The organism is Rahnella laticis, from assembly GCF_015644585.1.
In the GTDB taxonomy this organism is placed as follows: Bacteria; Pseudomonadota; Gammaproteobacteria; order Enterobacterales; family Enterobacteriaceae; genus Rahnella; species Rahnella laticis.
On record NZ_JADOBI010000008.1, the window covers coordinates 51305 to 74583 of the forward strand.

General features: G+C 52.5%; 22 protein-coding genes. 12 read left to right on the forward strand and 10 right to left on the reverse strand.

Annotation, left to right across the window (positions count from 1 at the left end; translation table 11 throughout):
- Nucleotides 1-33: 33 nt before the first annotated feature.
- On the reverse strand, nucleotides 34-378 hold the full coding sequence (locus IV433_RS17640) for a RidA family protein (protein WP_101080008.1): 345 nt from the start codon (nucleotides 376-378) through the stop codon (nucleotides 34-36).
- Nucleotides 379-522: 144 nt separating this feature from the next.
- On the opposite strand from IV433_RS17640, the gene IV433_RS17645 reads away from it, so the two are divergent.
- From IV433_RS17645 to rnd, 5 genes are all read left to right on the forward strand, one after another.
- Nucleotides 523-2436: an ATP-dependent DNA helicase gene (locus IV433_RS17645; RefSeq protein ID WP_195815242.1), complete on the forward strand. Its 1914-nt coding sequence runs from the start codon at nucleotides 523-525 to the stop codon at nucleotides 2434-2436.
- Between the two features lie 72 nt (nucleotides 2437-2508).
- Nucleotides 2509-3210 (forward strand): tRNA (adenosine(37)-N6)-threonylcarbamoyltransferase complex dimerization subunit type 1 TsaB, encoded by a 702-nt coding sequence (gene tsaB, locus IV433_RS17650; protein WP_195815243.1) that lies wholly within the window; start codon nucleotides 2509-2511, stop codon nucleotides 3208-3210.
- Between the two features lie 62 nt (nucleotides 3211-3272).
- Nucleotides 3273-3905, forward strand: a complete 633-nt coding sequence (locus IV433_RS17655; protein WP_195815244.1) for a Slp family lipoprotein — start codon at nucleotides 3273-3275, stop codon at nucleotides 3903-3905.
- 353 nt (nucleotides 3906-4258) lie between these two features.
- Complete coding sequence (fadD, locus tag IV433_RS17660) at nucleotides 4259-5956, forward strand: long-chain-fatty-acid--CoA ligase FadD (RefSeq protein ID WP_195815245.1); 1698 nt, start codon at nucleotides 4259-4261, stop codon at nucleotides 5954-5956.
- Between the two features lie 92 nt (nucleotides 5957-6048).
- Nucleotides 6049-7170, forward strand: a complete 1122-nt coding sequence (gene rnd / locus IV433_RS17665; RefSeq protein WP_195815246.1) for a ribonuclease D — start codon at nucleotides 6049-6051, stop codon at nucleotides 7168-7170.
- 349 nt (nucleotides 7171-7519) lie between these two features.
- Here the strand turns inward: rnd and minE are convergent, their stop codons facing one another.
- From minE to minC, 3 genes are read right to left on the reverse strand one after another with little or no spacing between them, the layout of a single operon-like run.
- Entirely contained in the window at nucleotides 7520-7795 is a 276-nt protein-coding gene (gene minE, locus IV433_RS17670; protein WP_152327067.1) for a cell division topological specificity factor MinE, read from the reverse strand.
- A 3-nt stretch (nucleotides 7796-7798) separates the two neighbouring features.
- Nucleotides 7799-8611, reverse strand: coding sequence for a septum site-determining protein MinD (gene minD, locus IV433_RS17675; RefSeq protein ID WP_013575324.1), 813 nt, complete (start codon nucleotides 8609-8611; stop codon nucleotides 7799-7801).
- A gap of 24 nt (nucleotides 8612-8635) precedes the next feature.
- On the reverse strand, nucleotides 8636-9325 hold the full coding sequence (gene minC, locus IV433_RS17680) for a septum site-determining protein MinC (RefSeq protein WP_152327068.1): 690 nt from the start codon (nucleotides 9323-9325) through the stop codon (nucleotides 8636-8638).
- A 136-nt stretch (nucleotides 9326-9461) separates the two neighbouring features.
- Between minC and IV433_RS17685 the strand changes: the two genes are divergently transcribed.
- The 4 genes from IV433_RS17685 (at nucleotide 9462) to IV433_RS17700 (ending at nucleotide 12267) form a co-directional block, all read left to right on the forward strand.
- Complete coding sequence (locus IV433_RS17685) at nucleotides 9462-9734, forward strand: YcgL domain-containing protein (protein ID WP_195815247.1); 273 nt, start codon at nucleotides 9462-9464, stop codon at nucleotides 9732-9734.
- Between the two features lie 122 nt (nucleotides 9735-9856).
- A complete protein-coding gene (locus IV433_RS17690) occupies nucleotides 9857-11032 on the forward strand; it encodes a lytic murein transglycosylase (RefSeq protein WP_195815248.1) in 1176 nt (391 codons plus the stop codon).
- Between the two features lie 22 nt (nucleotides 11033-11054).
- Entirely contained in the window at nucleotides 11055-11711 is a 657-nt protein-coding gene (locus IV433_RS17695; RefSeq protein ID WP_195815249.1) for a fumarylacetoacetate hydrolase family protein, read from the forward strand.
- A gap of 106 nt (nucleotides 11712-11817) precedes the next feature.
- Nucleotides 11818-12267 (forward strand): YcgN family cysteine cluster protein, encoded by a 450-nt coding sequence (locus IV433_RS17700; RefSeq protein ID WP_101080018.1) that lies wholly within the window; start codon nucleotides 11818-11820, stop codon nucleotides 12265-12267.
- A 324-nt stretch (nucleotides 12268-12591) separates the two neighbouring features.
- Here IV433_RS17700 and iraP read toward each other — a convergent pair whose 3' ends face one another.
- From iraP to nhaB, 4 genes are all read right to left on the reverse strand, one after another.
- Nucleotides 12592-12933: an anti-adapter protein IraP gene (iraP, locus tag IV433_RS17705; RefSeq protein WP_152327073.1), complete on the reverse strand. Its 342-nt coding sequence runs from the start codon at nucleotides 12931-12933 to the stop codon at nucleotides 12592-12594.
- A gap of 133 nt (nucleotides 12934-13066) precedes the next feature.
- A complete protein-coding gene (locus IV433_RS17710; protein WP_195815250.1) occupies nucleotides 13067-14191 on the reverse strand; it encodes an AI-2E family transporter in 1125 nt (374 codons plus the stop codon).
- A gap of 161 nt (nucleotides 14192-14352) precedes the next feature.
- The gene (gene dsbB / locus IV433_RS17715) at nucleotides 14353-14883 is read right to left on the reverse strand and encodes a disulfide bond formation protein DsbB (protein WP_195815251.1); all 531 of its coding nucleotides are present in this window, start codon (nucleotides 14881-14883) and stop codon (nucleotides 14353-14355) included.
- Nucleotides 14884-15065: 182 nt separating this feature from the next.
- Nucleotides 15066-16589 (reverse strand): sodium/proton antiporter NhaB, encoded by a 1524-nt coding sequence (nhaB, locus tag IV433_RS17720; RefSeq protein ID WP_195815252.1) that lies wholly within the window; start codon nucleotides 16587-16589, stop codon nucleotides 15066-15068.
- A 244-nt stretch (nucleotides 16590-16833) separates the two neighbouring features.
- On the opposite strand from nhaB, the gene fadR reads away from it, so the two are divergent.
- Nucleotides 16834-17553: a fatty acid metabolism transcriptional regulator FadR gene (gene fadR / locus IV433_RS17725; protein WP_195815253.1), complete on the forward strand. Its 720-nt coding sequence runs from the start codon at nucleotides 16834-16836 to the stop codon at nucleotides 17551-17553.
- Nucleotides 17554-17638: 85 nt separating this feature from the next.
- Here the strand turns inward: fadR and IV433_RS17730 are convergent, their stop codons facing one another.
- Together IV433_RS17730 and IV433_RS17735 are read right to left on the reverse strand one after the other, a co-directional pair.
- Entirely contained in the window at nucleotides 17639-19174 is a 1536-nt protein-coding gene (locus tag IV433_RS17730; RefSeq protein ID WP_152327078.1) for a SpoVR family protein, read from the reverse strand.
- Nucleotides 19175-19426: 252 nt separating this feature from the next.
- Nucleotides 19427-20257, reverse strand: coding sequence for an alpha/beta fold hydrolase (locus IV433_RS17735; protein ID WP_195815254.1), 831 nt, complete (start codon nucleotides 20255-20257; stop codon nucleotides 19427-19429).
- A 570-nt stretch (nucleotides 20258-20827) separates the two neighbouring features.
- Between IV433_RS17735 and IV433_RS17740 the strand changes: the two genes are divergently transcribed.
- Both IV433_RS17740 and dadX read left to right on the forward strand, forming a co-directional pair.
- The gene (locus IV433_RS17740; RefSeq protein ID WP_195815255.1) at nucleotides 20828-22129 is read left to right on the forward strand and encodes a D-amino acid dehydrogenase; all 1302 of its coding nucleotides are present in this window, start codon (nucleotides 20828-20830) and stop codon (nucleotides 22127-22129) included.
- A gap of 72 nt (nucleotides 22130-22201) precedes the next feature.
- Complete coding sequence (dadX, locus tag IV433_RS17745; protein WP_195815256.1) at nucleotides 22202-23275, forward strand: catabolic alanine racemase DadX; 1074 nt, start codon at nucleotides 22202-22204, stop codon at nucleotides 23273-23275.
- The last annotated feature ends 4 nt before the right edge of the window (nucleotides 23276-23279 follow it).

The window sequence follows — 23279 nt, forward strand, 5'->3', positions numbered from 1 at the left end:
CGGGAGGTTTTTTTTATCTCTGAGATCCGGCGCTTAGCGTGCGGCGATGATCTTAATTTCGATTTTGTATTTCGGGTTCATCAGGTTGGCCTGCACGGTGCAGCGAACCGGCGCGTTACCCGGAGACACCCACGCATCCCAGGCTTCGTTCATTGCCGGGAAATCTTCCTTGTGAACCAGAAACAGCGTGGCATCGAGAATTTTGCTCTTGTCGGAACCGGCTTCTGTCAGCACGGCATCGATGATGGCCAGCGTTTCAGCGGTCTGATCTTTCGCATTTGCATCCAGATTTTCCGGCACCGCCGTGTAGTAAATAGTGTCGTTGTGGATGACCACATCAGACATGCGTGGCTCAGGTCGGATCCGTTCGATAGTCATACTTTTGTGCTCCTGTTAGTCACTTTTTATTGATGGCGGTAAGGGTAACACAAAGGCTTGCTGCGTTGGATTGGCAGATGGCGGTGGCGGTAAGGGCGTTCGGTTGGCATAATCACTGCTGATCCGTACAGGTAGAGAGATTCAGTGACAGACGATTTTGCAACAGATGGCGCCCTGGCGCAGAAAATTGAAGGTTTCAAACCCCGTGAACCGCAGCGTCTGATGGCGCAGGCCGTCAGCAAAGCCATCAGCGGAAAACAGGGGCTGGTCGTTGAGGCCGGAACCGGAACCGGGAAAACCTACGCCTATCTCGCGCCGGCATTACGCTCGGGCAAAAAAGTCATTATTTCTACCGGCTCGAAAAATCTGCAAGACCAGCTCTATTCCCGTGACCTGCCGAAAGTCGCTTCTGCGCTGCAATTCAAAGGCCGTCTGGCGTTGCTCAAAGGGCGTTCTAACTATCTGTGTCTGGAGCGTCTGGAGCAGCAATCACTTTCCGGCGGCGATCTCGCCAGTCAGGCGCTCAGCGAACTGGCGCATCTGCGGCACTGGTCGAGCAGCACGGAAGAGGGCGATATCAGCACCTGCACCGTGGTGCCGGAAGACAGCTTTGTCTGGCCGCTGGTGACCAGCACCAACGATAACTGCCTGGGCAGTGACTGCCCGCTGTACAAAGAATGTTTCGTCGTCAAGGCCCGCCGTAAGGCGATGGACGCTGACGTCGTGGTTGTTAACCATCACCTTTTTATGGCCGATATGGTGGTCAAAGAGAGCGGCTTCGGTGAACTTATCCCGCAGGCTGACGTGATGATTTTCGACGAAGCCCATCAGATCCCCGATATCGCCAGCCAGTATTTTGGCCAGCAGGTGACCAGCCGTCAGTTGCTCGACATGGCGAAAGACATCACCATCGCTTACCGTACGGAAGTGCGTGATTCTGTACAGTTGCAGAAAAGCGCTGACCGCCTGAGTCAGAGCACAATGGATTTTCGTCTGGCGCTCGGTGAGCCGGGTTTTCGCGGTAATCTGCGCGATGTGCTCAGCCAGCCTGCCATTCAGCGTGCGCTTTTGCTGCTCGATGACGCGCTGGAGCTTTGCTACGACGTGGTCAAACTGTCTCTCGGGCGCTCGGCCTTGCTGGACGCCGCCTTCGAGCGCGCCACGCTGTACCGCAACCGTCTCAAGCGCCTGAAAGATGTATCGATTCCCGGCTACAGCTACTGGTACGAATGTAATTCCCGCCATTTTGTTCTGGCGCTGACGCCGCTATCGGTCACCGATAAATTCAGCGAAATGATGAAAGAAAAGCCGGGCGCGTGGATTTTCACGTCCGCAACGCTTTCGGTGAACGACCAGCTGCATCATTTCACCGAACGTCTCGGGCTGGATGAGGCCGAAACGTTGCTGCTACCGAGCCCGTTTGATTACGCCAAACAGGCGCTGTTGTGCGTGCCGCGTTTCCTGCCTGAATCTAACGGTCAGGGCAGTTCCAAACAGCTGGCGCGTATGCTCCGGCCACTGATCGAAGCCAACAAAGGGCGCTGTTTCTTCCTGTGTACGTCGCACAAAATGATGCGTGAGCTGGCGGAGGAATTCCGCGCCAGTCTGACGCTGCCGGTGTTGTTACAGGGGGAAACCAGCAAAGGCCAGCTGCTGGCGCAGTTCGTCGAAGCGGGCAATGCGCTGCTGGTGGCAACCAGTAGTTTCTGGGAAGGCGTGGATGTCCGCGGCGACGCGCTGTCGTGCGTTATCATCGATAAATTGCCGTTCACATCCCCCGACGATCCGCTGCTCAAAGCGCGCATCGAAGATTGTCGTTTGCGCGGCGGTGATCCGTTCAATGACGTACAATTACCGGATGCGGTCATTACGCTTAAACAGGGCGTCGGGCGACTGATCCGCGACACCGATGACCGTGGCGTGATGGTGATTTGCGACAACCGCCTGGTCATGCGCCCGTATGGCGAAGTTTTCCTCAACAGTTTGCCGCCCACGCCGCGTACACGTGATCTTGCACAAGCGATACGCTTTTTACAGAACGTGGAAGAGCAGAAATAGCCTTCACGTTATGTTAGGATAGCGCCCCGAAAAAAGGCCCTAACTTATTCATTTCCCCGCCTGAGGTTTGGCATGTCCACGCGAATTTTAGCAATTGATACGGCGACAGAAGCCTGTTCGGTTGCGCTATACAATGAGGGCGAAACGCTCGCTCATTTTGAACTCTGCGCCCGCGAACATACGCAGCGTATTTTGCCGCTGGTGCAGCAGATCCTCGCCGAAGCGGGCCTGACGCTGAGTCAGCTCGATGCTCTGGCCTTTGGCCGCGGGCCGGGCAGTTTTACCGGCGTGCGTATCGGTATCGGCATGGCGCAGGGATTGTCGCTGGGCGCTGAACTGCCTTTGCTGCCGGTTTCCACCTTACAGACCATGGCGCAGGGCGCTTACCGCCAGACTGGCGCTGAAAACGTGCTGGCCGCCATCGATGCGCGCATGGGCGAAGTGTACTGGGGCGAATTCTCCCGGAACGCAGAGGGCGTCTGGAGTGGTGAAAACACCGAGAAAGTGATCAAACCTGAACAACTCATCGAACAGGCCGGCTCACTGACCGGCCGTTTTGCGACCGTCGGCACCGGCTGGGAAGCTTATCCGCATTTGCTGGGTGAATCTCCGGTTGCAGAATTATTTGATGGCAAAATGTTACTGCCGCACGCGGAAGATATGCTGCCGCTGGCGCTCCAGCTCTGGGAAAACGGCGTTCGCGTAAATCCTGAAGATGCTGAACCCACTTATCTGCGCAACGAAGTTACGTGGAAAAAGCTGCCGGGCCGGTAAGTTACCGCAACTTGTGTACTTAAAAGTGGTCAAAAAAAAGAGTATGCACAGGAGTCATCGCAATGCGTAAGTGGTCAGCAGTCCAGCAGTTTTCGGTTCAGACAGGTAAGAAATGGGCGTTGAGCGCTGTTGCGCTGAGCGTTCTGGTGTTGTCAGGATGTGTCACCGTTCCGGATGAAATCCGCGGGACCACGGCAACGCCGCAAATGAATTTACAGGCGGTGCAGGGCGCACCAAGTCTGTATGTCGGGCAGGAGTCGCGTTTTGGCGGCAAAGTGGTGGCAGTCACCAATTTGCAAAATAAAACGCGTCTCGAAATCGCCACGATGCCGCTTGATGACGGCGCACGGCCGATTCTGGGCGCGGCGTCGCGTGGCCGCATCATGGCTTACATCAACGGTTTCGTCGATCCGGTGGATTACCGCAATCAGCTCGTGACCGTGGTTGGCCCGATCACTGGCGTTGAAAAAGGCACGGTAGGGCAGTCGTCCTATAATTTCGTGACTATCAACGTAAACAGTTTTAAACGCTGGCGTATCGAGCAACAGGTGGTGATGCCGCCTCAGCCGATGGGCCCGTGGGGCTGGGGATACGGGGGACCGTACGACAGCTGGGGGCGAGGGTTTGGGCCCGGTTGGGGCCCCGGCTGGTATGACATGGGGCCCGCACGGGTCCAGAGTGTCGTCACCGAATAACCGGCACAATCACGGCGCGCCGCCTCCGCACGGGGCTCCACCGGCACACGGTGGTCAGCCTCCGAACGGCCCGCCACCTCAGGCTGCGATGAGGCCAGCACCGGGACATCCGGTGCCACCGCCGCCGAAAAAGTAAAGACAGACAAGATCGTTGTTAAGGCGGCTTAATTGCCGCCTTTTTCTTTTTAAGCCACGGACGGTTTGGCTAACGAAGGGCACAGAAAAAGTGACCCGCCTCTCAACCTCGACATTGTTTGAAACACAACTGGTAAGCTGAGTTAAAATATTGTTAAAGACGTGATAAAACTCGTCGAATTGAGATGGCAACAGTACATGATTTCAGGAGTGATACCTTGGAAAAGGTTTGGCTAAAACGTTATCCGGCAGATGTTCCCGAGAACATCGATCCTGACCGCTACAGCTCGCTGGTCGAGATGTTTGAAAATGCCACGCTGCGTTATGCAGACAGTCCAGCGTTTATCAACATGGGCGAGGTCATGACGTTCCGTAAACTTGAGGAACGTAGTCGTGCTTTTGCGGCTTATCTGCAAAACCAGTTAGGGCTGAAAAAAGGCGACCGCGTGGCCCTGATGATGCCTAATCTGCTGCAATATCCGATTGCGCTGTTTGGCGTCTTGCGTGCGGGCATGGTCGTGGTGAACGTCAACCCGCTCTATACGCCACGCGAGCTGGAACATCAGCTCAATGACAGCGGTGCCAGCGCCATTGTGATTGTGTCCAACTTTGCCCATACGCTGGAAAAAGTGGTCTACAAAACGCAGGTTAAGCATGTGATCCTGACCCGTATGGGTGATCAGCTTTCTGCGGCAAAAGGCACGCTGGTAAATTTTGTCGTCAAATATGTCAAAAGGCTGGTGCCTAAATATCACCTGCCAAATGCGATTTCCTTCCGCAGTGCCCTGCAATACGGGCGTCGCTTGCAATATATCAAACCCGATATCATCAATGACGATCTGGCGTTTTTGCAATATACCGGCGGAACTACCGGCGTTGCAAAAGGCGCGATGCTGACACACCGGAACATGCAGGCCAATCTGGAACAGGCAAAAGCGGCGTACGCGCCGTTGCTTCAACCGGGCCATGAACTGGTGGTGACGGCGCTGCCGCTGTATCACATTTTTGCGCTGACTGTGAATTGTCTGCTGTTCCTCGATCTGGGGGGAAAAAGTCTGCTGATCACCAACCCGCGCGATGTGCCTGGCATGGTGAAAGAGCTGTCGAAATATCCGTTCACCGCCATCAGCGGGGTGAACACGTTGTTCAACGCGTTACTCAATAACGAAGATTTTCGTGAGCTGGATTTCTCGACGCTGCGCCTTTCTGTCGGCGGCGGGATGTCAGTTCAGAAATCGGTTGCCGATAAATGGGAAAAGCTGACCGGCAAGCATTTGCTGGAAGGTTATGGCCTGACGGAGTGCTCGCCGCTGGTCGCGGGCAACCCGTACGATCTGAAACATTACAGCGGTAGTATCGGTTTACCTGTGCCGTCGACGGAAGTGCGTCTGGTGGATGATAATGGCCATGATGTCGCGCCGGGGCAACCCGGAGAGCTGTGGGTGCGCGGGCCGCAGGTGATGCTGGGCTACTGGCAACGGCCTTCGGCGACCGATGAGGTGCTAAAAGATGGCTGGTTATCGACGGGCGATATCGTTACAGTGGACGAGCAGGGCTTTTTGCGGATTGTGGATCGCAAAAAAGACATGATTCTGGTTTCCGGTTTCAACGTTTACCCTAACGAAATTGAAGAGGTGGTTTCACAACATGACAAGGTGCTCGAAGTTGCCGCCATTGGTGTGCCAAACGAGTCGTCGGGTGAAATCGTCAAAATTTGCGTGGTGAAGAAAGACCCGTCACTGACCAGCGAAGAACTTCTGGCACATTGCCGCCGGTTATTAACCGGTTACAAAGTACCGAAGATTGTTGAATTTCGCGATGAGTTACCGAAGTCAAATGTCGGTAAGATCCTCAGACGCGAACTTCGCGATGAGCAGGCAAAACCGAAGGACGATCCGAAGCAGGATGCGGCGTAACGTTTGCCCGCTGCGCTGTGATGGTCACTCTCAACGCCGGATTTGTCCGGCGTTGTCACGTTATAACGCATTAATATTAAGAGAATTAAGATTTGAATTATCAGTTGATCACGACCAATGACGCGTTGGAGCAGGTTTGTCTTCAGGCCAAAGCGCACAGCAAAATCGCGCTGGATACCGAATTCGTCCGTACCCGCACTTATTACCCGCAACTCGGGCTCATACAGCTGTTCGATGGTGAACGGCTGACGCTGATTGACCCGTTGCCGATTACCGCCTGGCAGCCTTTTATCGATTTGCTGGTGAATCCTGATGTCGTGAAATTCCTCCATGCCGGTAGTGAAGATCTGGAAGTGTTCCTCAACGCTTTTGGCGTGATGCCTTCTCCGCTGATTGATACGCAAATTCTTGCCGCCTTCAGCGGACGTCCGCTGTCTTGCGGGTTTGCCCGTCTGGTGGCAGAAACGACCGGCGTTGAGCTGGATAAAAGCGAATCGCGCACAGACTGGATTGCCCGTCCTCTGAGCGAAAAACAGTGTGTCTATGCCGCTGCCGATGTCTGGTATCTTCTGCCGCTGGCCGACCAGCTGATGCGTGAAACCGAAGAAGCTGGCTGGATGGAAGCCGCGCAGGATGAATGTCTGGCGTTGTGCCGCCGTCGTAAAGAAGTTCTGCAACCTGAACTGGCTTATCTGGAAATCGGCAATGCGTTCCAGCTGCGTCCGCGTCAGCTGGGTTGCCTGAAGTTGCTGGCCGCCTGGCGCCTCAATCAGGCACGTCAGCGTGACCTGGCCGTCAACTTTGTAGTGCGTGAAGAAAATCTCTGGCAGGTAGCCCGCTATCAGCCTAAATCGCTGGGTGAGCTGGAGGCGCTTGGCCTGAGCGGCCCGGAAATCCGTTACCATGGCCGCACGTTGCTGGCGCTGGTGGAAGAGTCTGAGGCATTGCCGGAAGACGATTTACCGGCTCCCATTTCGAATCTGATTGATCAGCCGGGCTATCGCAAAGTCTTCAAAGACATCAAAGCGCTGATCCAGACCGTGAGTAAAGAAAGCGGGTTAAGCGTTGAGTTACTGGCCTCACGTCGCCAGATTAATCAGTTATTAAGTCGTCACTGGAAGTTAAAAGAGAAAGAATCACAGCCGGAATTAATCAGCGGCTGGAGAGGAAAACTTCTGGCTGAAAGGCTGAACGAAATTCTCAGTCAATATTGATGGGCTTACCGCGTTCAAAATAGCGGAATACGAAAACTTAAATTAAAAGGCGGAGATTTTCTCCGCTTTTTTGTTTTTAGTTAACCGCATATTTAAATAATAGCGTTCGGGTAATGTTCGCGGATGAAATCACACTAAGGATATTAATCGCCAGGCTAAATGGGATGAGTCTTAATCATAATTTCAGATAATAAATAGAGCAGGGTGCGGAACAATCTCGTGGGGATATATACAGTGGTGTTGCCAGGGAAAATAAGCGGGCGGTAGAAAATCAGGGAAAAAAATTGAGTAGCCCCCTGAGAAAACAGGGGGCGCTATGCTGAAAGAAACACCTGCAGGCAGACTGCTGTCATTTAGGCGCGTCTTCCGATTCTGACTCTGGCAAAGTGACGTTAAGTTCCAGTACGGAAATATCGTCACCTTTTTGCTCGAACTGAACCTGCAACATTTCGGGGTCAATCTTAATGTACTTACAGATGACCGCCAAAATATCACGTTTCAATTCAGGCAGATACGACGGTTCACTATCCCCTCGACGCCGTTCGGCTACGATGATCTGTAGCCGTTCCTTGGCTATATTGGCTGTCGATTTTTTGCGGGACAGAAAGAAATCTAACAATGCCATGGTTTATCCCCCAAAAAGGCGTTTCAGGAAACTCTTCTTCTCTTCCTCAATAAAACGGAACGCACGTTCTTCACCAAGCAGACGGCTGACGGTATCGTCGTACGCTTTCCCTGCATCAGATTCCTGATCCAGAATGACCGGTTCGCCCTGGTTGGACGCACGCAGTACGGACTGATCTTCAGGAATAACACCGATCAGAGGAATACGCAGGATTTCCAGCACATCTTCCATGCTCAGCATGTCGCCACGGCTGACACGGCCCGGGTTGTAACGGGTGAGAAGCAGGTGTTCTTTAATAGGCTCTAAGCCTTGTTCCGCACGACGGGATTTTGAGGACAAAATGCCCAAAATGCGGTCGGAGTCACGCACGGAAGAGACTTCCGGGTTGGTCGTAATGACGGCTTCGTCGGCGAAATACAGCGCCATTAATGCGCCGGTTTCGATGCCCGCAGGCGAGTCGCAAACCACGAAGTCAAATTCCATTTCGGCAAGATCGTTAAGGATCTTTTCTACGCCTTCGCGGGTCAGTGCATCTTTATCACGGGTTTGCGAAGCCGGAAGAATAAACAGGTTTTCAGTGCGTTTATCTTTGATAAGCGCCTGATTCAGCGTGGCATCACCCTGGATCACGTTGACGAAATCATAAACCACGCGGCGCTCACAGCCCATAATCAGATCGAGATTACGCAGACCGATATCGAAATCGATAACAACGGTCTTTTTACCTTTTTGAGCTAAACCGGTAGCAATGGCCGCGCTTGAAGTGGTCTTGCCAACGCCCCCTTTACCCGATGTAACAACTATGATGCGTGCCATGAATGGATTCCTTGTCGAAAGGGCTTAGTTTAAAGGTTGTATGGTTAACACATTATTTATCAGGCTGAGGCGCGCGGCCTGACCGAGATAATCGGTCGGGATTTGATCACTCAGCCAGTATTGCCCTGCGATAGAGACTAGTTCAGCGCCTAAATGGGTGCAAAAAATCTGACAATTTGCATCACCTGCTGCACCAGCCAGCGCTCTTCCTCGCATCATACCGTAGATGTGGATATTGCCATCGGCAATCAGTTCCGCACCTGCGCTGACACTACTGGTCACGATGAGGTCGCTGTTACGGGCATAAATTTGTTGGCCGGATCTGACCGGAGAACTGACAATGCGGGTTTTCGCCGGAGCATTGTCGGGCACGACAGGAACCGGTGGTTCTGCGGCGATGCGCTGTGCACGGCCTTCACTCAGCAACGGCAAACCGGTGCGGGAAAGTGCGCGTTTCTGCCCTTCGTCTTTACAACCACTGATGCCCACAACGCGAAAACCTGCAGAAGCGACAGCCTGTTGAATGTCTTTCCAGTTTGCTTCACCGCTCAGCGAGGCAACGTTGATAACAACAGGGGCATTTTTCAAAAAGGCCGGAGCTTGCTCCACTTTTTCCTGTAATGCCTGATAAATAACCTCCGGTTGTGAACTATGTAAATGAACAACCGATAAGGTAAAACTGCTGCCTTTTAGTTCTATTGGCGATTGTGACATCTATCCTGACTCAGTCTCAGCAACTCTAAATCCCCGGAATACCACTCGGGGGGCGATATTCCGATGTACGTTAAGCATGTTATAGTTACAGTTATATCTAGGCAAGCCACCGTTTCAATAAAATAGAGTTAAAAAAATGCTTTGTGTGATCTATAGAAGTACTAAACGCGACCAGACTTATCTGTATGTCGAAAAAAAAGACGATTTCTCTCGTGTGCCTGAAGAATTACTCAAAGGTTTTGGCGTGCCGCAGTTCTCAATGATACTCAATCTGGCCGGGCGTGAAAAATTAGCGTCTGCGGATATTGCAAAAGTGCGTCAGGCTCTCGAAGAGCAGGGTTATTATCTGCAGGTTCCACCACCGGTTGAAAGTTTATTGAATATTCATCTGACTGACGCGAGTAAATAACGCTTTCCTGACATTTGTTTCGGCATTTTACGCACTTTCGGACGTCATGACTTGCAATCATCGCTGGAGTACTCAAAGCTTACAGCGATGATTCAATTGCAGATGTGATAAGGAAGAATTTGATGAAATTGTCGGCACTGGCCGTGTTAACACCGCTGATTATCCTCAGCGGTTGTGCAGCGCAGAAGGCAACCTCAGGACAAACCACGCCGCAGACTGCGGCAACGACACAACCTTCAGCCGCCGCGCCGGCTGCTACGCCCGGTAAAACATCGCTGGCCGAACAGGGAAGAGACCCCGCTGAGTTTCCCGCTTATGTTGAAAAACTGAAAGCGCAGGCTCTGGCGCAAGGCATCAGCCAGCAAACCATCGACAGTACTTTCGCCAACATTCATTTTGTTGACCGTGTCATTAATTCCGATCGCAACCAGCTGGAAAAGAAAATCACGCTTGATGATTATCTGACCCGTGTCTTGCCGGAGTGGAAAATCAAACAGGGGCAAACCCAATACCAGAGTAATTTGCCTGCGCTCCAGCAGGCCAGCGACCGTTACGGCGTTCAGCCGCAATACATCGTGGCGCTGTGGGCGATGGAAAGTAGCTTCGGCAAAATCCAGGGCAAGGAAGATGTCTTCTCCGCGCTGGCAACGCTGGCCTTCGAGGGCCGTCGTGAAGCCTTCTTCACCAAAGAATTTATGGCTGCGCTCAAAATCGTCGATTCCGGTCATGCCACCAGCGATATGATGAAAGGATCCTGGGCTGGTGCGATGGGTCAGTCGCAGTTTATGCCGACGTCCTATCTGAATTACGGCGCCGACGGCAACGGCGACGGCAAAATCGACATCTGGAAAAACACCGATGATGTCTTTGCATCTACCGCGAATTATCTGTCGAAAGAAGGCTGGAAACGCGATCAGGGCTGGGGGCAGGAAGTGAAATTGCCCGCAGGCTTTGATGGCAGTCTGGCGGGTCTGAAAAACAACCAGATGCACCCGGCCAGTTACTGGCAACAAATGGGGATCACCCAGGTAGACGGCAGCCCGCTGGCCTCAACGGCAACCCGCGCATGGATTATCACACCAGATGATACGCAAGGGCGCGCATTCCTGGTTTACGATAACTTCCGCACGATTATGCACTGGAACCGTTCAACCTATTTCGCACTGAGTATCGGAATGATGGCGGATGGCATTATGGGTTCGCAGGCGCCGGTTGTTTCAGGTGAAGCCGCACCGGCGACCACCTCTGCGCCTTCCGCACCGTTAGCGCCAGCCCCGCGTAATCCGTTCAGCGGCTGATTTTTCCAAAAGGAGTGGCTGTATGTATCAACACAGAGACTGGCATGGCGCGTTACTGGATTTCCCGGTGAACAAAGTCGTGTGTGTGGGCAATAACTATGCCGATCACATCAAAGAAATGGGCAGTCAGATTTCCGCCGAACCGGTGGTGTTTATCAAACCGGAAACGGCGCTGTGCGATATCCGTCAGCCGCTCGCGATTCCGAAAGATCTGGGTGCGGTACATCACGAAGTTGAGCTGGCCGTGCTTATCGGCACGCCGCTCAAACAAGCCACGGAAGATCGCGTTGCCAACGCCATCGCCGGTTATGCGTTGGCGCTGGATTTAACGCTGCGTGATTTGCAGATGAAATTCAAAGCGGCGGGGCAGCCGTGGGAAAAAGCCAAAGGCTTCGACGGTTCCTGCCCGATCAGCGGATTTATTCCGGTAAGTGAATTTGGTGATGCGCAGCAGGCTGATTTGCAGCTGGTCGTTAACGGTGAAACACGGCAGGAAGGCAATACCCGTAACATGCTGACGCCGCTGTTGCCGCTGATTGCTTACATGAGCCGTTATTTCACGCTGCGCGCGGGCGATATCATTCTGACCGGCACGCCGCAAGGCGTCGGGCCGCTGAAAGCGGGTGACGAAATTGTGGCTACACTTACCGGTAAGTCTGTTTCAACCCGCGTGATCTGAAACAAACCCTCTCTCCGCCGGAGCAGCTTTCCGGCGGCTTTACTTGCATCTGCAGGCTAAAGCGTCTATATAAGCACCCTCATTTTATTTATACCGGATGCACATTATGACTGAACCCGCTTTTTGGCAGCAAAAAACGCTGTCTGAAATGACTGACGAAGAATGGGAAGCATTGTGCGACGGCTGCGGACAATGCTGCTTACATAAGCTGATTGATGAAGATACCGAAGAAATTTACTTCACCAACGTTGCCTGTAACCAGCTCAATATCAAATCCTGTCAGTGCCGTAACTACGAGCGTCGTTTTACGCTTGAAGAAGACTGCATCAAGCTGACCCGCGAAAACCTGACCACCTTTGACTGGCTGCCGCCGACGTGTGCTTATCGTCTGATTGGTGAAGGGCGCCCGCTGCTGCCGTGGCATCCGCTGCTTAATAAAGCCTCTAAATCAGCAATGCACACCGCACAAATCTCCGTTCGTTATATCGCGGTTCGCGAAGACGATGTGGAAGACTGGCAGGATCACATTATGAATAAGCCAAGCTGGGCGAGATAACTCGCTGAAAGGAAAAAAGAAAGTATTTCAGGGGTGAGAGTGTGGGGCAGAGACGGGGCATGGCCCGCTACGTGGAGTTCAAAATCCTTCTGATTCCCTGCCTCTCCCGCGTTATCGGGATGCAATGATTTACTTAAAAATTCCGTAGACTACCGTTCCCGCAATAACCCAGAACGCGACACAGGCTGTCACGCAGATTACCCAAACGGCCCAAACGGGGAGTTTGTTTAAACGTTCTAACCCCATATTTGCTATCACCTCTGATTTTAGACATAAAAAAGCCCCGGCGACCGCCAGGGCGTAATACTTATCATACATTCATTTTTATATTTCTGAATCGGGTCTGACGCCATTTAATGCATTCAGCGCTTCCGCATCCAGTTCCGGATCGGCTTTATCGATCAGTCGCGTAATTTCAATCAGCGCCTGGAATTGTTCAAACAGAAGTGTGGCATCCGATTTCAGTACATCATCTGCGGAATCCAGCACGGAATTGATCGCTTTGTTCACGCTTTCGATGGCTTCCTGCGGACCGCCATTTTTGCCCACGGTAAGGAAAACAGCACTCAGCAAAAGCGACTGAGCTTCAACTTGTGCGGTCAGCTGCTTTGCATCCACCTCCATCCGGGAAATCTTTGCGACCATGCTTAAGATAATATTTTTCATTGCTACCCCTTCAGAGACAAATGTTGAATCGCCTCCACATTTCTACGCCAGGTTCGAAAATCTTCATAATGAAATTTGAAAAAAATGAGCGGCTGCACATGCCGCTCACTGATGGGGGTAAACCGGTAATAGTTTAGGGTGCGGTTTTATCCGCGTCCGGGTGGTTTTTCCCTTCTTCTATAAAGTCTTCGTCAATCATATCGGTATTATTCTGATGCTCGCGCCCGGAAAGAATATTCCAGCAGGCGATGAACAGGGCTGCAATCAGCGGACCGATAACAAAGCCGTTGATACCATAGACTTCCATCCCGCCCAGCGTGGTGATCAGAATGAGATAATCCGGCATTTTGGTGTCTTTGCCGACCAGAAGCGGTCGCAGAATATTATCGACCAGGCCGATAACCACCACGAAGAAGACGATGAGGAAAATCGCCTGCCACAACATTCCGGAGGCGAAGAAGTAGATCGTCGCCGGCACCCAAATGATCGCCGAACCGACCGCAGGAATAATCGACAGAAACGCCATCAGCGCGCCCCACAGCAGGCTGCCATCGAGACCCGCAATGTAGAATGCCAGCCCGCCAAGCGCACCCTGAACGATCGCCACCACCACCGTGCCTTTCACCGTTGCGCGTGAAACGGCGGCAAACTTCATGAACAGATGATGTTTGACATGGCGGGAAAGCGGCAGGGCTTCCAGCGTCAGATTAACCAGATACGCGCCGTCTTTAATCAGGAAGAACAGGATATACAGCATGATGCCGAAACCGACAACAAAGCCGAATGTGCTCTTACCAATCACGAAAACGCTGCCTGCCAGATACTGACTACCCTGTAATGCGACGTCTGAAAGTTTTTTCTGAATCTCAGCCGTGCTGTCTAAATTATGGTCGGCAAGGAAATGACGCGCCCATCTTGGTAAATGGTGAATGGTGTCCGACACCAGTGTAGGCAGTTGCGATTCATTGCCCTGAAGTTTGGTGTAAACCGTATTGAATTCTATGGCCAGTGAAGAAGTAATAATCGCCAGCGGCGTGAAAACAATCAGACAAATAATCAGCACGGTCAGCAGTGAGACCACGCCGTTGCGGTCGCCGACAAATTGCTTCAGCCGGTTTTTCATCGGATTAAAAATCACCGCCAGAATAATCGCCCATAGTACGGAAGAATAGTAAGGCCTCAATACATCCAGGAAGGCCAATGTCACAATGAAAAGGATCATAATAAAGAAACCCTTTGAAAACCCTTTAACCACCATATCTCTTCCTCTGTTGAGCGTTTTAGCTCTCGTAGCATAGAACTCATTGCCGTTTTTACAACTATCGCTCTTTTTTCGTGCGGCAGCGTCTTTCATTTCCGCTGAAAAAACGCCATAAAAAAAAGCGCCCTGAGGCGCTTTTATCGTCGACATGTCTGGAATTAACGGCCGAACAAATCACGACGTTTTGGTTTTACGAACTGGGCCAGTAACACCAGGATCCCGATGATCATAAAGACGCTGAAGACAACGACCAGCCACTGAGGCATCCCCAGAGACAGGAATTCCCACTGTTTTTCAGCACAATCACCGCTGGCGATGAACATCCACGGGAACCATTTGTCCAGTGGCAACCAGGTCGGGAAGCGGGCTGCAAAATCGCAGGTGGCGAACGGAGAAGGGTGCAGCTGAATCATGGTGTGTTCCCATGACAGGCGGATCCCTTCATACGCGCTGTAAAGCCAGATGAGGATACCGGCGTAACGCAACCAGGTCGCCGGGGCAATTGCGCCCACCAGACCCGCAGCCAGTATTCCCATCAGCGCACAACGTTCGTAGATACACATGACGCACGGTTTCAGCAACATCACGTGTTGGAAATACAACGCAACCAGCTCAAGCGCCAGAGCGGTCAGAGCCATCAGAAGCCATGCACCGCGGCCTTGCGAGCAACGGTTAAGATATTGCAACATAGAAATTTTTTCCCTGCAGTTAGCTACTGACACGCAGTGTAAACCAATTGGACCCCGCTGCCAGCCTGTCTCCATAAATATTCGGTAAATAATTAATATAAATCGGACAATTCGACTTTAAATTCGGCTATTTTCTGAGTCGATGCTCAGGCACAGAATTACCCACCTGATCCTCGTGCCGGTCAATGTAATGGGGAAAGTGCCAGCCATCCCATGTCGGTGTACCACTGCGTCATTTCCGGCAGCAGGAATTGCACACAAAGCAGACCTGCGAGCGTCATCACAATCGTGTAAGGCAGCGCCATCCACACCATCCGGCCATACGAAAGGCGGATCAGCGGGGCAAGGGCGGACGTCAGCAGGAACAGAAATGCCGCCTGACCGTTCGGTGTCGCGACGGAAGGCAGGTTTGTTCCGGTATTAATGGCGACCGCCAGCATCTCAAACTGTTTCAGATTAATGGCACCGTTTTCCAGCGCTGATTTCGCTTCATTGATATAAACCGTACCGACGAAGACATTATCGGAAACAGAAGAAAGCAATCCGTTGAACAGATAGAACAGCGAAAGCTGATTGGCGGGCGCAGATTGCAGCACGAAATTCACAATCGGGCTGAATAAGTGCTGATCGACAATCACGGCGACTACCGCAAAAAATACCACCAGCAGCGCGGTAAACGGCAGGGAATCCTGAAATGCTTTACCGATCGCATGTTCGTCCGTCACGCCGCAAAATGCCGTCGCGAAGATAATCACGGACAGCCCGATCAGCCCGACTTCGGCCAGATGAAACGCCAGCGCGATAATCAGCCATACGCCAATCAGCGCCTGCACGGCCAGTTTGATACGTTCCTGACGTGTGCTGTTTTCGGTATTTTTCTGGTCGTACTGTTTGAGAACCTCGAAGACCGGTTGTGGCAACCGTGCGCCATAACCAAACAGGCGGAAACGTTCGACCAGCGCGCAGACGATAAAACCGCAAATGAACACCGGCACGCTGACCGGTGACATGCGGATCAGAAAATCAGTGAACTGCCATCCGGCGGCTTTCGCGATGATCAGGTTCTGTGGCTCGCCGACCATCGTCATGACGCCGCCCAGCGCGGTACCCACGCCGGCATGCATCATCAGGCTGCGTAAAAATGCACGGAACTGTTCCAGAACGCCGCTGGCTTCAGCATTTCCGCCCTGAGCGGACGCGACGTTGTGATAAATCGAGTAGAACCCTACGGAAACGCTGATGACCACGGCAATGACCGTCAGCGCGTCCAGGAAGGCGGAAAGGAAAGCGGCGGCGAAACAAAACGCCAGCGAGAGGGCGATTTTATTGCGCAGGTTCAGCAGAAGTTTGGTGAAAACCGTCAGAAGCAGCTGCTTCATAAAGTAGATACCGGCGACCATGAAAATCAGCAGCAAAATCACTTCCAGATTGCCCGCCACTTCTTCGCGAACCCTTTCAGCACGGGTCATACCTATCATCACGGCTTCAATGGCCAGCAAGCCGCCCGGTTGCAGCGGATAGCATTTGAGCGCCATACCGAGCGTGAAGATGAATTCGATCATCAGTAACCAGCCCGCCAGGAAAGGGCTGACCAGAAAGAACACCAGCGGGTTAATAATCAGAAAGGCCAGAATGGCTATTTTGTACCAGCCAGGGGATTGCCCGAGAAAGTTTTTAATAAATGCGTGGCGGAAGGTTGTATCCATAATTCCCAGCGGTCCTTCAGGGTTATTTTGCTGCGGTATCAGAAAGATAGACCAGTGTAATACTCCGGTGAAAAATTTTCTCCTGCGGCGGGGTAATATTAAGTCCTTCAAAAAAGGGAAATTCTGCCAACCCCTGCACAGTTTCAACATTAGTTCCGTCCGGGCGCTATAACCGCTGATTTTCATCTGGTATGATGAGCTCAACTATATCCCTGATAAATGCCTCACACGGAACGACAAACACATGGTTATTAAGGCACAAAGTCCTGCCGGTTTTGCCGAAGAGTACATCATCGAAAGTATCTGGAACAGCCGGTTTCCGCCGGGTTCAATCTTGCCTGCGGAGCGGGAACTTTCAGAACTCATTGGCGTAACCCGAACCACATTACGTGAGGTTTTACAACGTCTTGCCCGTGATGGCTGGCTGACCATTCAGCACGGCAAACCAACGAAAGTGAACAACTTCTGGGAAACTTCGGGTCTGAATATTCTGGAAACGCTGGCGCGACTTGATCACGACAGCGTTCCGCAGCTCATCGATAATCTCCTGTCCGTGCGTACCAATATCGCGACCATTTTCATCCGCAAAGCGATGCGGACGAATCCGGAAGAAACGCAGCAGGTGCTGGCGAAAGCCGCCGAAGTGGAAGATCAGGCTGAAGCCTTTACGGCACTTGATTACGGTATTTTCCGCGGTCTGGCCTTTGCATCCGGTAATCCGATTTACGGTCTGATTATTAACGGGCTGCGTGGTCTGTATACGCGCGTCGGCCGTTATTACTTCTCCAACCCGGAAGCGCGCAAACTGGCGATTACTTTCTACAAAAAATTGTCCGACATTTGCCACGAAAAAAGTTACGAGGAGATTGTGGATTGCGTGCGTAATTATGGCCGTCAGAGTGGTGAAATCTGGCACAGCATGCAGGGCACCATGCCGGGTGATCTGACCGAACAGAAACGCTGATTTATGCGGGTTCTGTTGTAATGAGAAAGGGCGCTTAGCGCCCTTTTTTAATGCCTGAATTTGCCTGCTCTGAACAGTGTGCCGGTCAGAGCGGCGTTGGCCGTGGCGGGCAACGTTCCAGCAATTCCACGCTGCCGTCTTCGTTGAGCTGCTCGATAAATACATCGAAGCCCCACAGACGGTGAACGTGTTTCATCACTTCACGGCGGCTCTTGTCCAGCGGCGCGCGGTCTTGCGGGATATATCGCAGCGTCAGCGAACGGTCACCGCGCAGATCAACATTCCAGACCTGAATATTCGGTTCGTGGTTACTCAGATTATATTGCGCCGACAATTCCTGCCGTATCGCGCGATAACCTTCCTCGTTATGAATCGCAGCGATTTCCAGATAATTATTATGATCGTCATCGAGCACAGTAAACAGACGGAAATCACGCATCACTTTTGGTGACAGGAACTGGCTGATAAAGCTTTCATCTTTGAAGTCCCGCATCGCGAAATGCAGCGTTGTCAGCCAGTCTGAACCGGCGATATCCGGGAACCAGTAGCGGTCTTCTTCGGTCGGTTCCTGACAGATACGTTTGATATCCTGGAACATCGCGAAGCCCAGCGCATACGGGTTGATCCCGCTGTAATACGGGCTGTTATACGGCGGCTGATACACCACATTGGTGTGGCTGTGCAGGAACTCCAGAATGAAACGATCCGAGACTTTTCCTTCGTCATACAGATGATTCAAAATGGTGTAGTGCCAGAATGTCGCCCAGCCTTCGTTCATCACCTGAGTCTGTTTTTGCGGATAGAAATACTGGCTGATTTTACGCACAATGCGCAAAATTTCCCGTTGCCAGGATTCTAGCAGTGGCGCGTTTTTCTCCATGAAATACAGCAGATTTTCCTGCGGCTCAGAAGGGAAGCGGCGCGCCTGTTCCGGGGCATCCACGCTGTCTTTACGCGGCAGCGTTTTCCACAGCGAATTCACCTGACTTTGCAGATACTCTTCACGGCTTTTCTGCCGCGCCAGTTCTTCCTGCAAAGAAATCTTCTGCGGGCGTTTATAGCGGTCAACGCCATAATTCATCAGCGCATGGCAGGAATCGAGCAACCGTTCCACTTCATCGACACCATAACGCTCTTCGCATTCGCTGATATAGCGTTTGGCAAACAGCAGATAATCGACAATCGAACTGGCGTCGGTCCAGCTTTTAAACAGGTAGTTATTTTTGAAGAAAGAGTTATGGCCGTAACAGGCGTGCGCCATGACCAGCGCCTGCATCGTGATGGTGTTTTCTTCCATCAGATAGGCGATACACGGGTTGGAGTTGATGACGATTTCGTACGCCAGACCTTGCTGGCCATGTTTATACAGTTGCTCGGTTTCAATGAATTTCTTACCGAACGACCAGTGTGTGTAGTTGATGGGCATGCCGATGCTGGAATAAGCATCCATCATTTGTTCAGAAGTGATGATCTCGATTTGATGCGGATACGTCTCCAGCCGGTACGACTTGGCGACCCGGTCAATTTCTTCGAGATAGGTTTGCAATAACTCAAACGTCCAGTCCGGTCCATCGCTAAGACGTTTGTCCTCAGTTTTTTTCTTTTGGGTCACTGTCGTCATAAGCCGCACCCTCATTCAGTTATGGACGCTACAGAGTGTTTGATTCACAACCTTTTCTTAAGATTTCGCACGTCCTTTGATAATCGTAGCTCAATCTGAGTGTGCTGCAGGATAAACACCATGAATCCATTCCTCATCAAATCTATATCCTGATGGAAAGGGGCTGTCAATCGGTGCGCGATGGAGACCCAAAGCCGCAAAGAACCGGGCTTTGGGTCAGTTTCAGACAGGTGAAAGCGGGGTAACGCGGTATTAACTGCGGATAAATTCTAATAAATCTTCATTAATCTGATCTTTATGTGTGCTGCATAAACCGTGCGATGCGCCCGGATAGACTTTGCCTGTTCCGTGTGGAAGAAGCTTTAGCGCGGCTTCGCTGGAAGAGGCCGGGGGCACAATCTGGTCATCGTCACCGTAGATGACCAGCGTCGGGATAGTCATTTTTTTCAGGTCTTCACGCTGGTCGGTTTCAGAGAATGCTTTCACGCAATCATAAAGTGCTTTGACTGACGCCTGCATGCCCTGACGCCAGAAACTCTGACGCAAACCTTCTGAGACTTTTGCCCCTGCGCGGTTAAAGCCGAAAAAGGCATCTGGCAAATCCAGGAAAAACTGCGAACGGTCTTTTTGTACGCCGTCGCGGATCCCGTCGAATACGGAAAGCGGCAGACCGGCCGGATTGAAATCCGTTTTGACCATAATCGGTGGCACTGCACCAATCAGCACGGCTTTGGCAACGCGCGCCGTACCGTGGCGGCCAATATAACGCGCGACTTCGCCGCCGCCGGTCGAATGCCCGATATGCACAGCGTCTTTCAAATCCAAATGGGCAGTCAGTTCGGCCAGGTCATCGCCGTATTGATCCATATTGTGCCCGTCCCACGGTTGAGAGGAGCGCCCGTGTCCGCGGCGATCGTGCGCAATCACACGAAAGCCTTTCTCCGCCAGAAACAGCATCTGATCTTCGAATGCATCGCCGGATAACGGCCAGCCATGGCTGAAAACTACCGGCAGACCGCTTCCCCAGTCTTTATAAAAGAGTTGCGTGCCATCTTTGAGCTTCAGAAAGTTTGAGTTATTCACGGGTGACTCCTTATCGCTGAATGAATGTCGCTGAAATGAACGGTGCGGGTTATGAAACTTTCGAAGTGTAGGTCACTAATTGAACGATTGCGATGTTGCTCACATTTCGGGCTGGACATGCAGACGGACAGTTTGCGTGGAGCCAGCTTCTTATGTAGTCGCGTTCAGGTTAAAAACCCGTTTTATAAACTCCCTGCAAGCATTAACCCGGTTTGAGGTGCGGGATATCAGGTAATGTCACACACTGCACTAATGGTAGTGATTTGTGCTGAAATATTGCTCGTATGCAAGAATAAAAGACCACAGCCAAACGCGGCGCGAAAGTGGAAGCGGTTGGTGACAGCAATGCAGTCAATGCTGTCAAAAAACCATAACTTTCTCTCTGAAAAGCCGGAATGTTGCGGGATATCGTTATTTATTTGCAGCTATTGAAAAAAATCCCGCCATGAACGATAAATAAATGTGAAACAACTCACGGTTATGAACGCCTGTGTTGGCGATTTTTCGCAGTCAGGTTAATTTCCTGTCATCAGAATATTATGCTTTGTTTTGTCGTGGAGTGGAGTCGATATGCGTGTGGTGATTTTAGGCAGTGGTGTGGTCGGTGTCGCCAGTGCATGGTATCTGGCTAAAGCGGGACATGATGTGACGGTTATCGATCGTCAGTCCGGGCCTGCGGAAGAAACCAGTGCGGGGAATGCGGGGCAGATCTCACCGGGCTATGCTGCACCGTGGGCGGCTCCGGGTGTTCCTGTTAAAGCAATCAAATGGATGTTCCAGAAGCATGCGCCGCTGGCAATTCGTCTGGACGGAACCCAGTTCCAGCTGAAATGGATGTGGCAAATGCTGCGTAACTGCGACATGAACCACTATCAGACCAACAAAAGCCGCATGGTCCGTCTGGCGGAATACAGCCGCGATTGCATGAAGGCGTTGCGCGAAGAAACCGGTATTCAGTACGAAGGCCGTCAGGGCGGTACGTTGCAATTGTTCCGTACGGCGCAACAGTTTGAGAGCGCGGCGAAAGATATCGCGGTACTCGAAGACGCCGGTGTACCGTATCAGTTGCTGGAATCGAGCCAGCTGGCGACGGCAGAACCGGCTCTGGCACAGGTCGCGCACAAGCTGACCGGCGGTCTGCGTTTGCCTAACGATGAAACCGGCGACTGTCAGTTGTTCACCCGCACGCTGGCGGACATGGCGCGGCAGGCGGGCGTGAAATTCGAATTCAACCGGACGGTCGATAAACTTCATGTTGAAAACGGCGAGATTACCGGCGTGCAATGTGGCGACGAGCTGGTGAAGGCGGAGGCTTATGTGGTGGCATTCGGTTCTTATTCCACCGCGCTGCTGGCAGATCTGGTTTCCATTCCGGTGTATCCGCTGAAAGGCTATTCGCTGACAATTCCGATCACTGATCCGGCCTCTGCACCGGTTTCTACCGTGCTGGATGAGACCTATAAAATTGCGATTACGCGTTTTGATAACCGTATCCGTGTCGGCGGGATGGCGGAAATTGTTGGTTTTAACCTGAAGCTGGCGCAGGCGCGTCGCGAAACGCTGGAAATGGTGGTTAAAGATCTCTATCCGAACGGCGGCAACGTGGAGGCGGCGACTTTCTGGACAGGCTTGCGCCCGATGACGCCTGACGGCACGCCGATTGTGGGCCGTACGCGCATCAAAAATCTGTATCTGAATACCGGCCACGGCACGCTCGGCTGGACAATGGCCTGCGGTTCCGGTCAGCTGTTATCGGATATTATGTCAGGCGTGACACCGGCTATTCCGTCTGATGATTTATCGGTTGAACGTTACAGCCCCGGTTTTATCGCCCGTCCGGCTGGCCCGCATAAAATGCATCCGGTGGCTTAAAAACCGGTTTTCCTTCCTCCGCGCGGTGACTGACGCCGCGCGGGCGTTACTTTGCACTTTGCCGGAGCTGGTATGCCTCGCCCGATTTCAGCCACATTATCTCTGTCTGCGTTATCCCAAAATCTCAATGTTATCCGCGGTTTTGCCCCCAACAGCAAAGTCTGGTCTGTGGTGAAAGCCAACGGATACGGCCACGGAATCTCACGTATCTGGAAAAGCCTGTCGGCCACGGAGGGTTTCGCATTACTCGATTTCAACGAAGCAATATTACTGCGTGAATCCGGCTGGCAGGGGCCGATCCTGCTGCTGGAAGGCTTCTTTTCTCCCGCTGATTTAATCACGATTGACCACTATCGCCTGACGACGTCTGTACACAGCGACTGGCAAATTCAGGCGCTGGCGCAGGCAAACCTCAGCCAGCCGGTGAGTGTTTATCTGAAAGTGAACAGCGGTATGAACCGTCTGGGATTTGCACCGGCGCGCGTCAGCGATGTCTGGCATCAGCTGCGTGAGCTGAAGCAGGTCGGGGAAATCACGCTGATGAGTCACTTCGCCACGGCGGACAGCGTTGAAGGCGTAGATGCGCAGATGGCGGCCGTAAATCTGGCCGGGCAAAATATTTCCGGCCCGCGCTGTCTTGCCAATTCGGCGGCAACACTCTGGCATCCGTCGACGCATTATGACTGGATCCGTCCGGGGATTATTTTGTACGGCGCATCACCGAGCGGGCAGTGGCAGGACATCGCCCAAACCGGGCTGCAACCGGTGATGGCGCTGAAAAGTGAACTGATCGCCGTGCAGGCACTTAATGCAGGTGACCGCGTCGGGTATGGCGGGCGTTATCGTGCCGGACAATCTCAGCGTGTGGGCGTGGTGGCCTGCGGTTATGCCGATGGCTATCCGCGGCATGCGCCTTCCGGCACGCCGGTTTGGGTGGATGGCGTGAGAACAAAAACGGTAGGAACGGTTTCGATGGATATGCTGGCGGTGGATTTAACGCCGTGTCCGCAGGCACAAATCGGTGCGCCGGTCGAACTGTGGGGCAGTAATCTGCCGGTAGATGATGTGGCGACGGCTGCCGGTACGCTGGGCTACGAGTTGCTGAGTGCGCTCGCGCCACGCGTACCGGTAAACACCGTCGGGTAAGGTT

Bases quoted from the DNA above. Each gene is read 5' to 3' on its own strand.
- iraP (WP_152327073.1), bottom strand. From the start codon at position 12,933: ATGAAAAATATTATCTTAAGCATGGTCGCAAAGATTTCCCGGATGGAG.
- IV433_RS17710 (WP_195815250.1), bottom strand. From the start codon at position 14,191: ATGGTGGTTAAAGGGTTTTCAAAGGGTTTCTTTATTATGATCCTTTTC.
- IV433_RS17690 (WP_195815248.1), top strand. From the start codon at position 9,857: ATGAAATTGTCGGCACTGGCCGTGTTAACACCGCTGATTATCCTCAGC.
- IV433_RS17740 (WP_195815255.1), top strand. From the start codon at position 20,828: ATGCGTGTGGTGATTTTAGGCAGTGGTGTGGTCGGTGTCGCCAGTGCA.
- IV433_RS17655 (WP_195815244.1), top strand. From the start codon at position 3,273: ATGCGTAAGTGGTCAGCAGTCCAGCAGTTTTCGGTTCAGACAGGTAAG.
- minE (WP_152327067.1), bottom strand. From the start codon at position 7,795: ATGGCATTGTTAGATTTCTTTCTGTCCCGCAAAAAATCGACAGCCAAT.
- IV433_RS17700 (WP_101080018.1), top strand. From the start codon at position 11,818: ATGACTGAACCCGCTTTTTGGCAGCAAAAAACGCTGTCTGAAATGACT.
- dsbB (WP_195815251.1), bottom strand. From the start codon at position 14,883: ATGTTGCAATATCTTAACCGTTGCTCGCAAGGCCGCGGTGCATGGCTT.
- dadX (WP_195815256.1), top strand. From the start codon at position 22,202: ATGCCTCGCCCGATTTCAGCCACATTATCTCTGTCTGCGTTATCCCAA.
- IV433_RS17730 (WP_152327078.1), bottom strand. From the start codon at position 19,174: ATGACGACAGTGACCCAAAAGAAAAAAACTGAGGACAAACGTCTTAGC.
- fadR (WP_195815253.1), top strand. From the start codon at position 16,834: ATGGTTATTAAGGCACAAAGTCCTGCCGGTTTTGCCGAAGAGTACATC.
- IV433_RS17685 (WP_195815247.1), top strand. From the start codon at position 9,462: ATGCTTTGTGTGATCTATAGAAGTACTAAACGCGACCAGACTTATCTG.
- tsaB (WP_195815243.1), top strand. From the start codon at position 2,509: ATGTCCACGCGAATTTTAGCAATTGATACGGCGACAGAAGCCTGTTCG.
- minC (WP_152327068.1), bottom strand. From the start codon at position 9,325: ATGTCACAATCGCCAATAGAACTAAAAGGCAGCAGTTTTACCTTATCG.
- IV433_RS17640 (WP_101080008.1), bottom strand. From the start codon at position 378: ATGACTATCGAACGGATCCGACCTGAGCCACGCATGTCTGATGTGGTC.
- IV433_RS17695 (WP_195815249.1), top strand. From the start codon at position 11,055: ATGTATCAACACAGAGACTGGCATGGCGCGTTACTGGATTTCCCGGTG.
- nhaB (WP_195815252.1), bottom strand. From the start codon at position 16,589: ATGGATACAACCTTCCGCCACGCATTTATTAAAAACTTTCTCGGGCAA.
- minD (WP_013575324.1), bottom strand. From the start codon at position 8,611: ATGGCACGCATCATAGTTGTTACATCGGGTAAAGGGGGCGTTGGCAAG.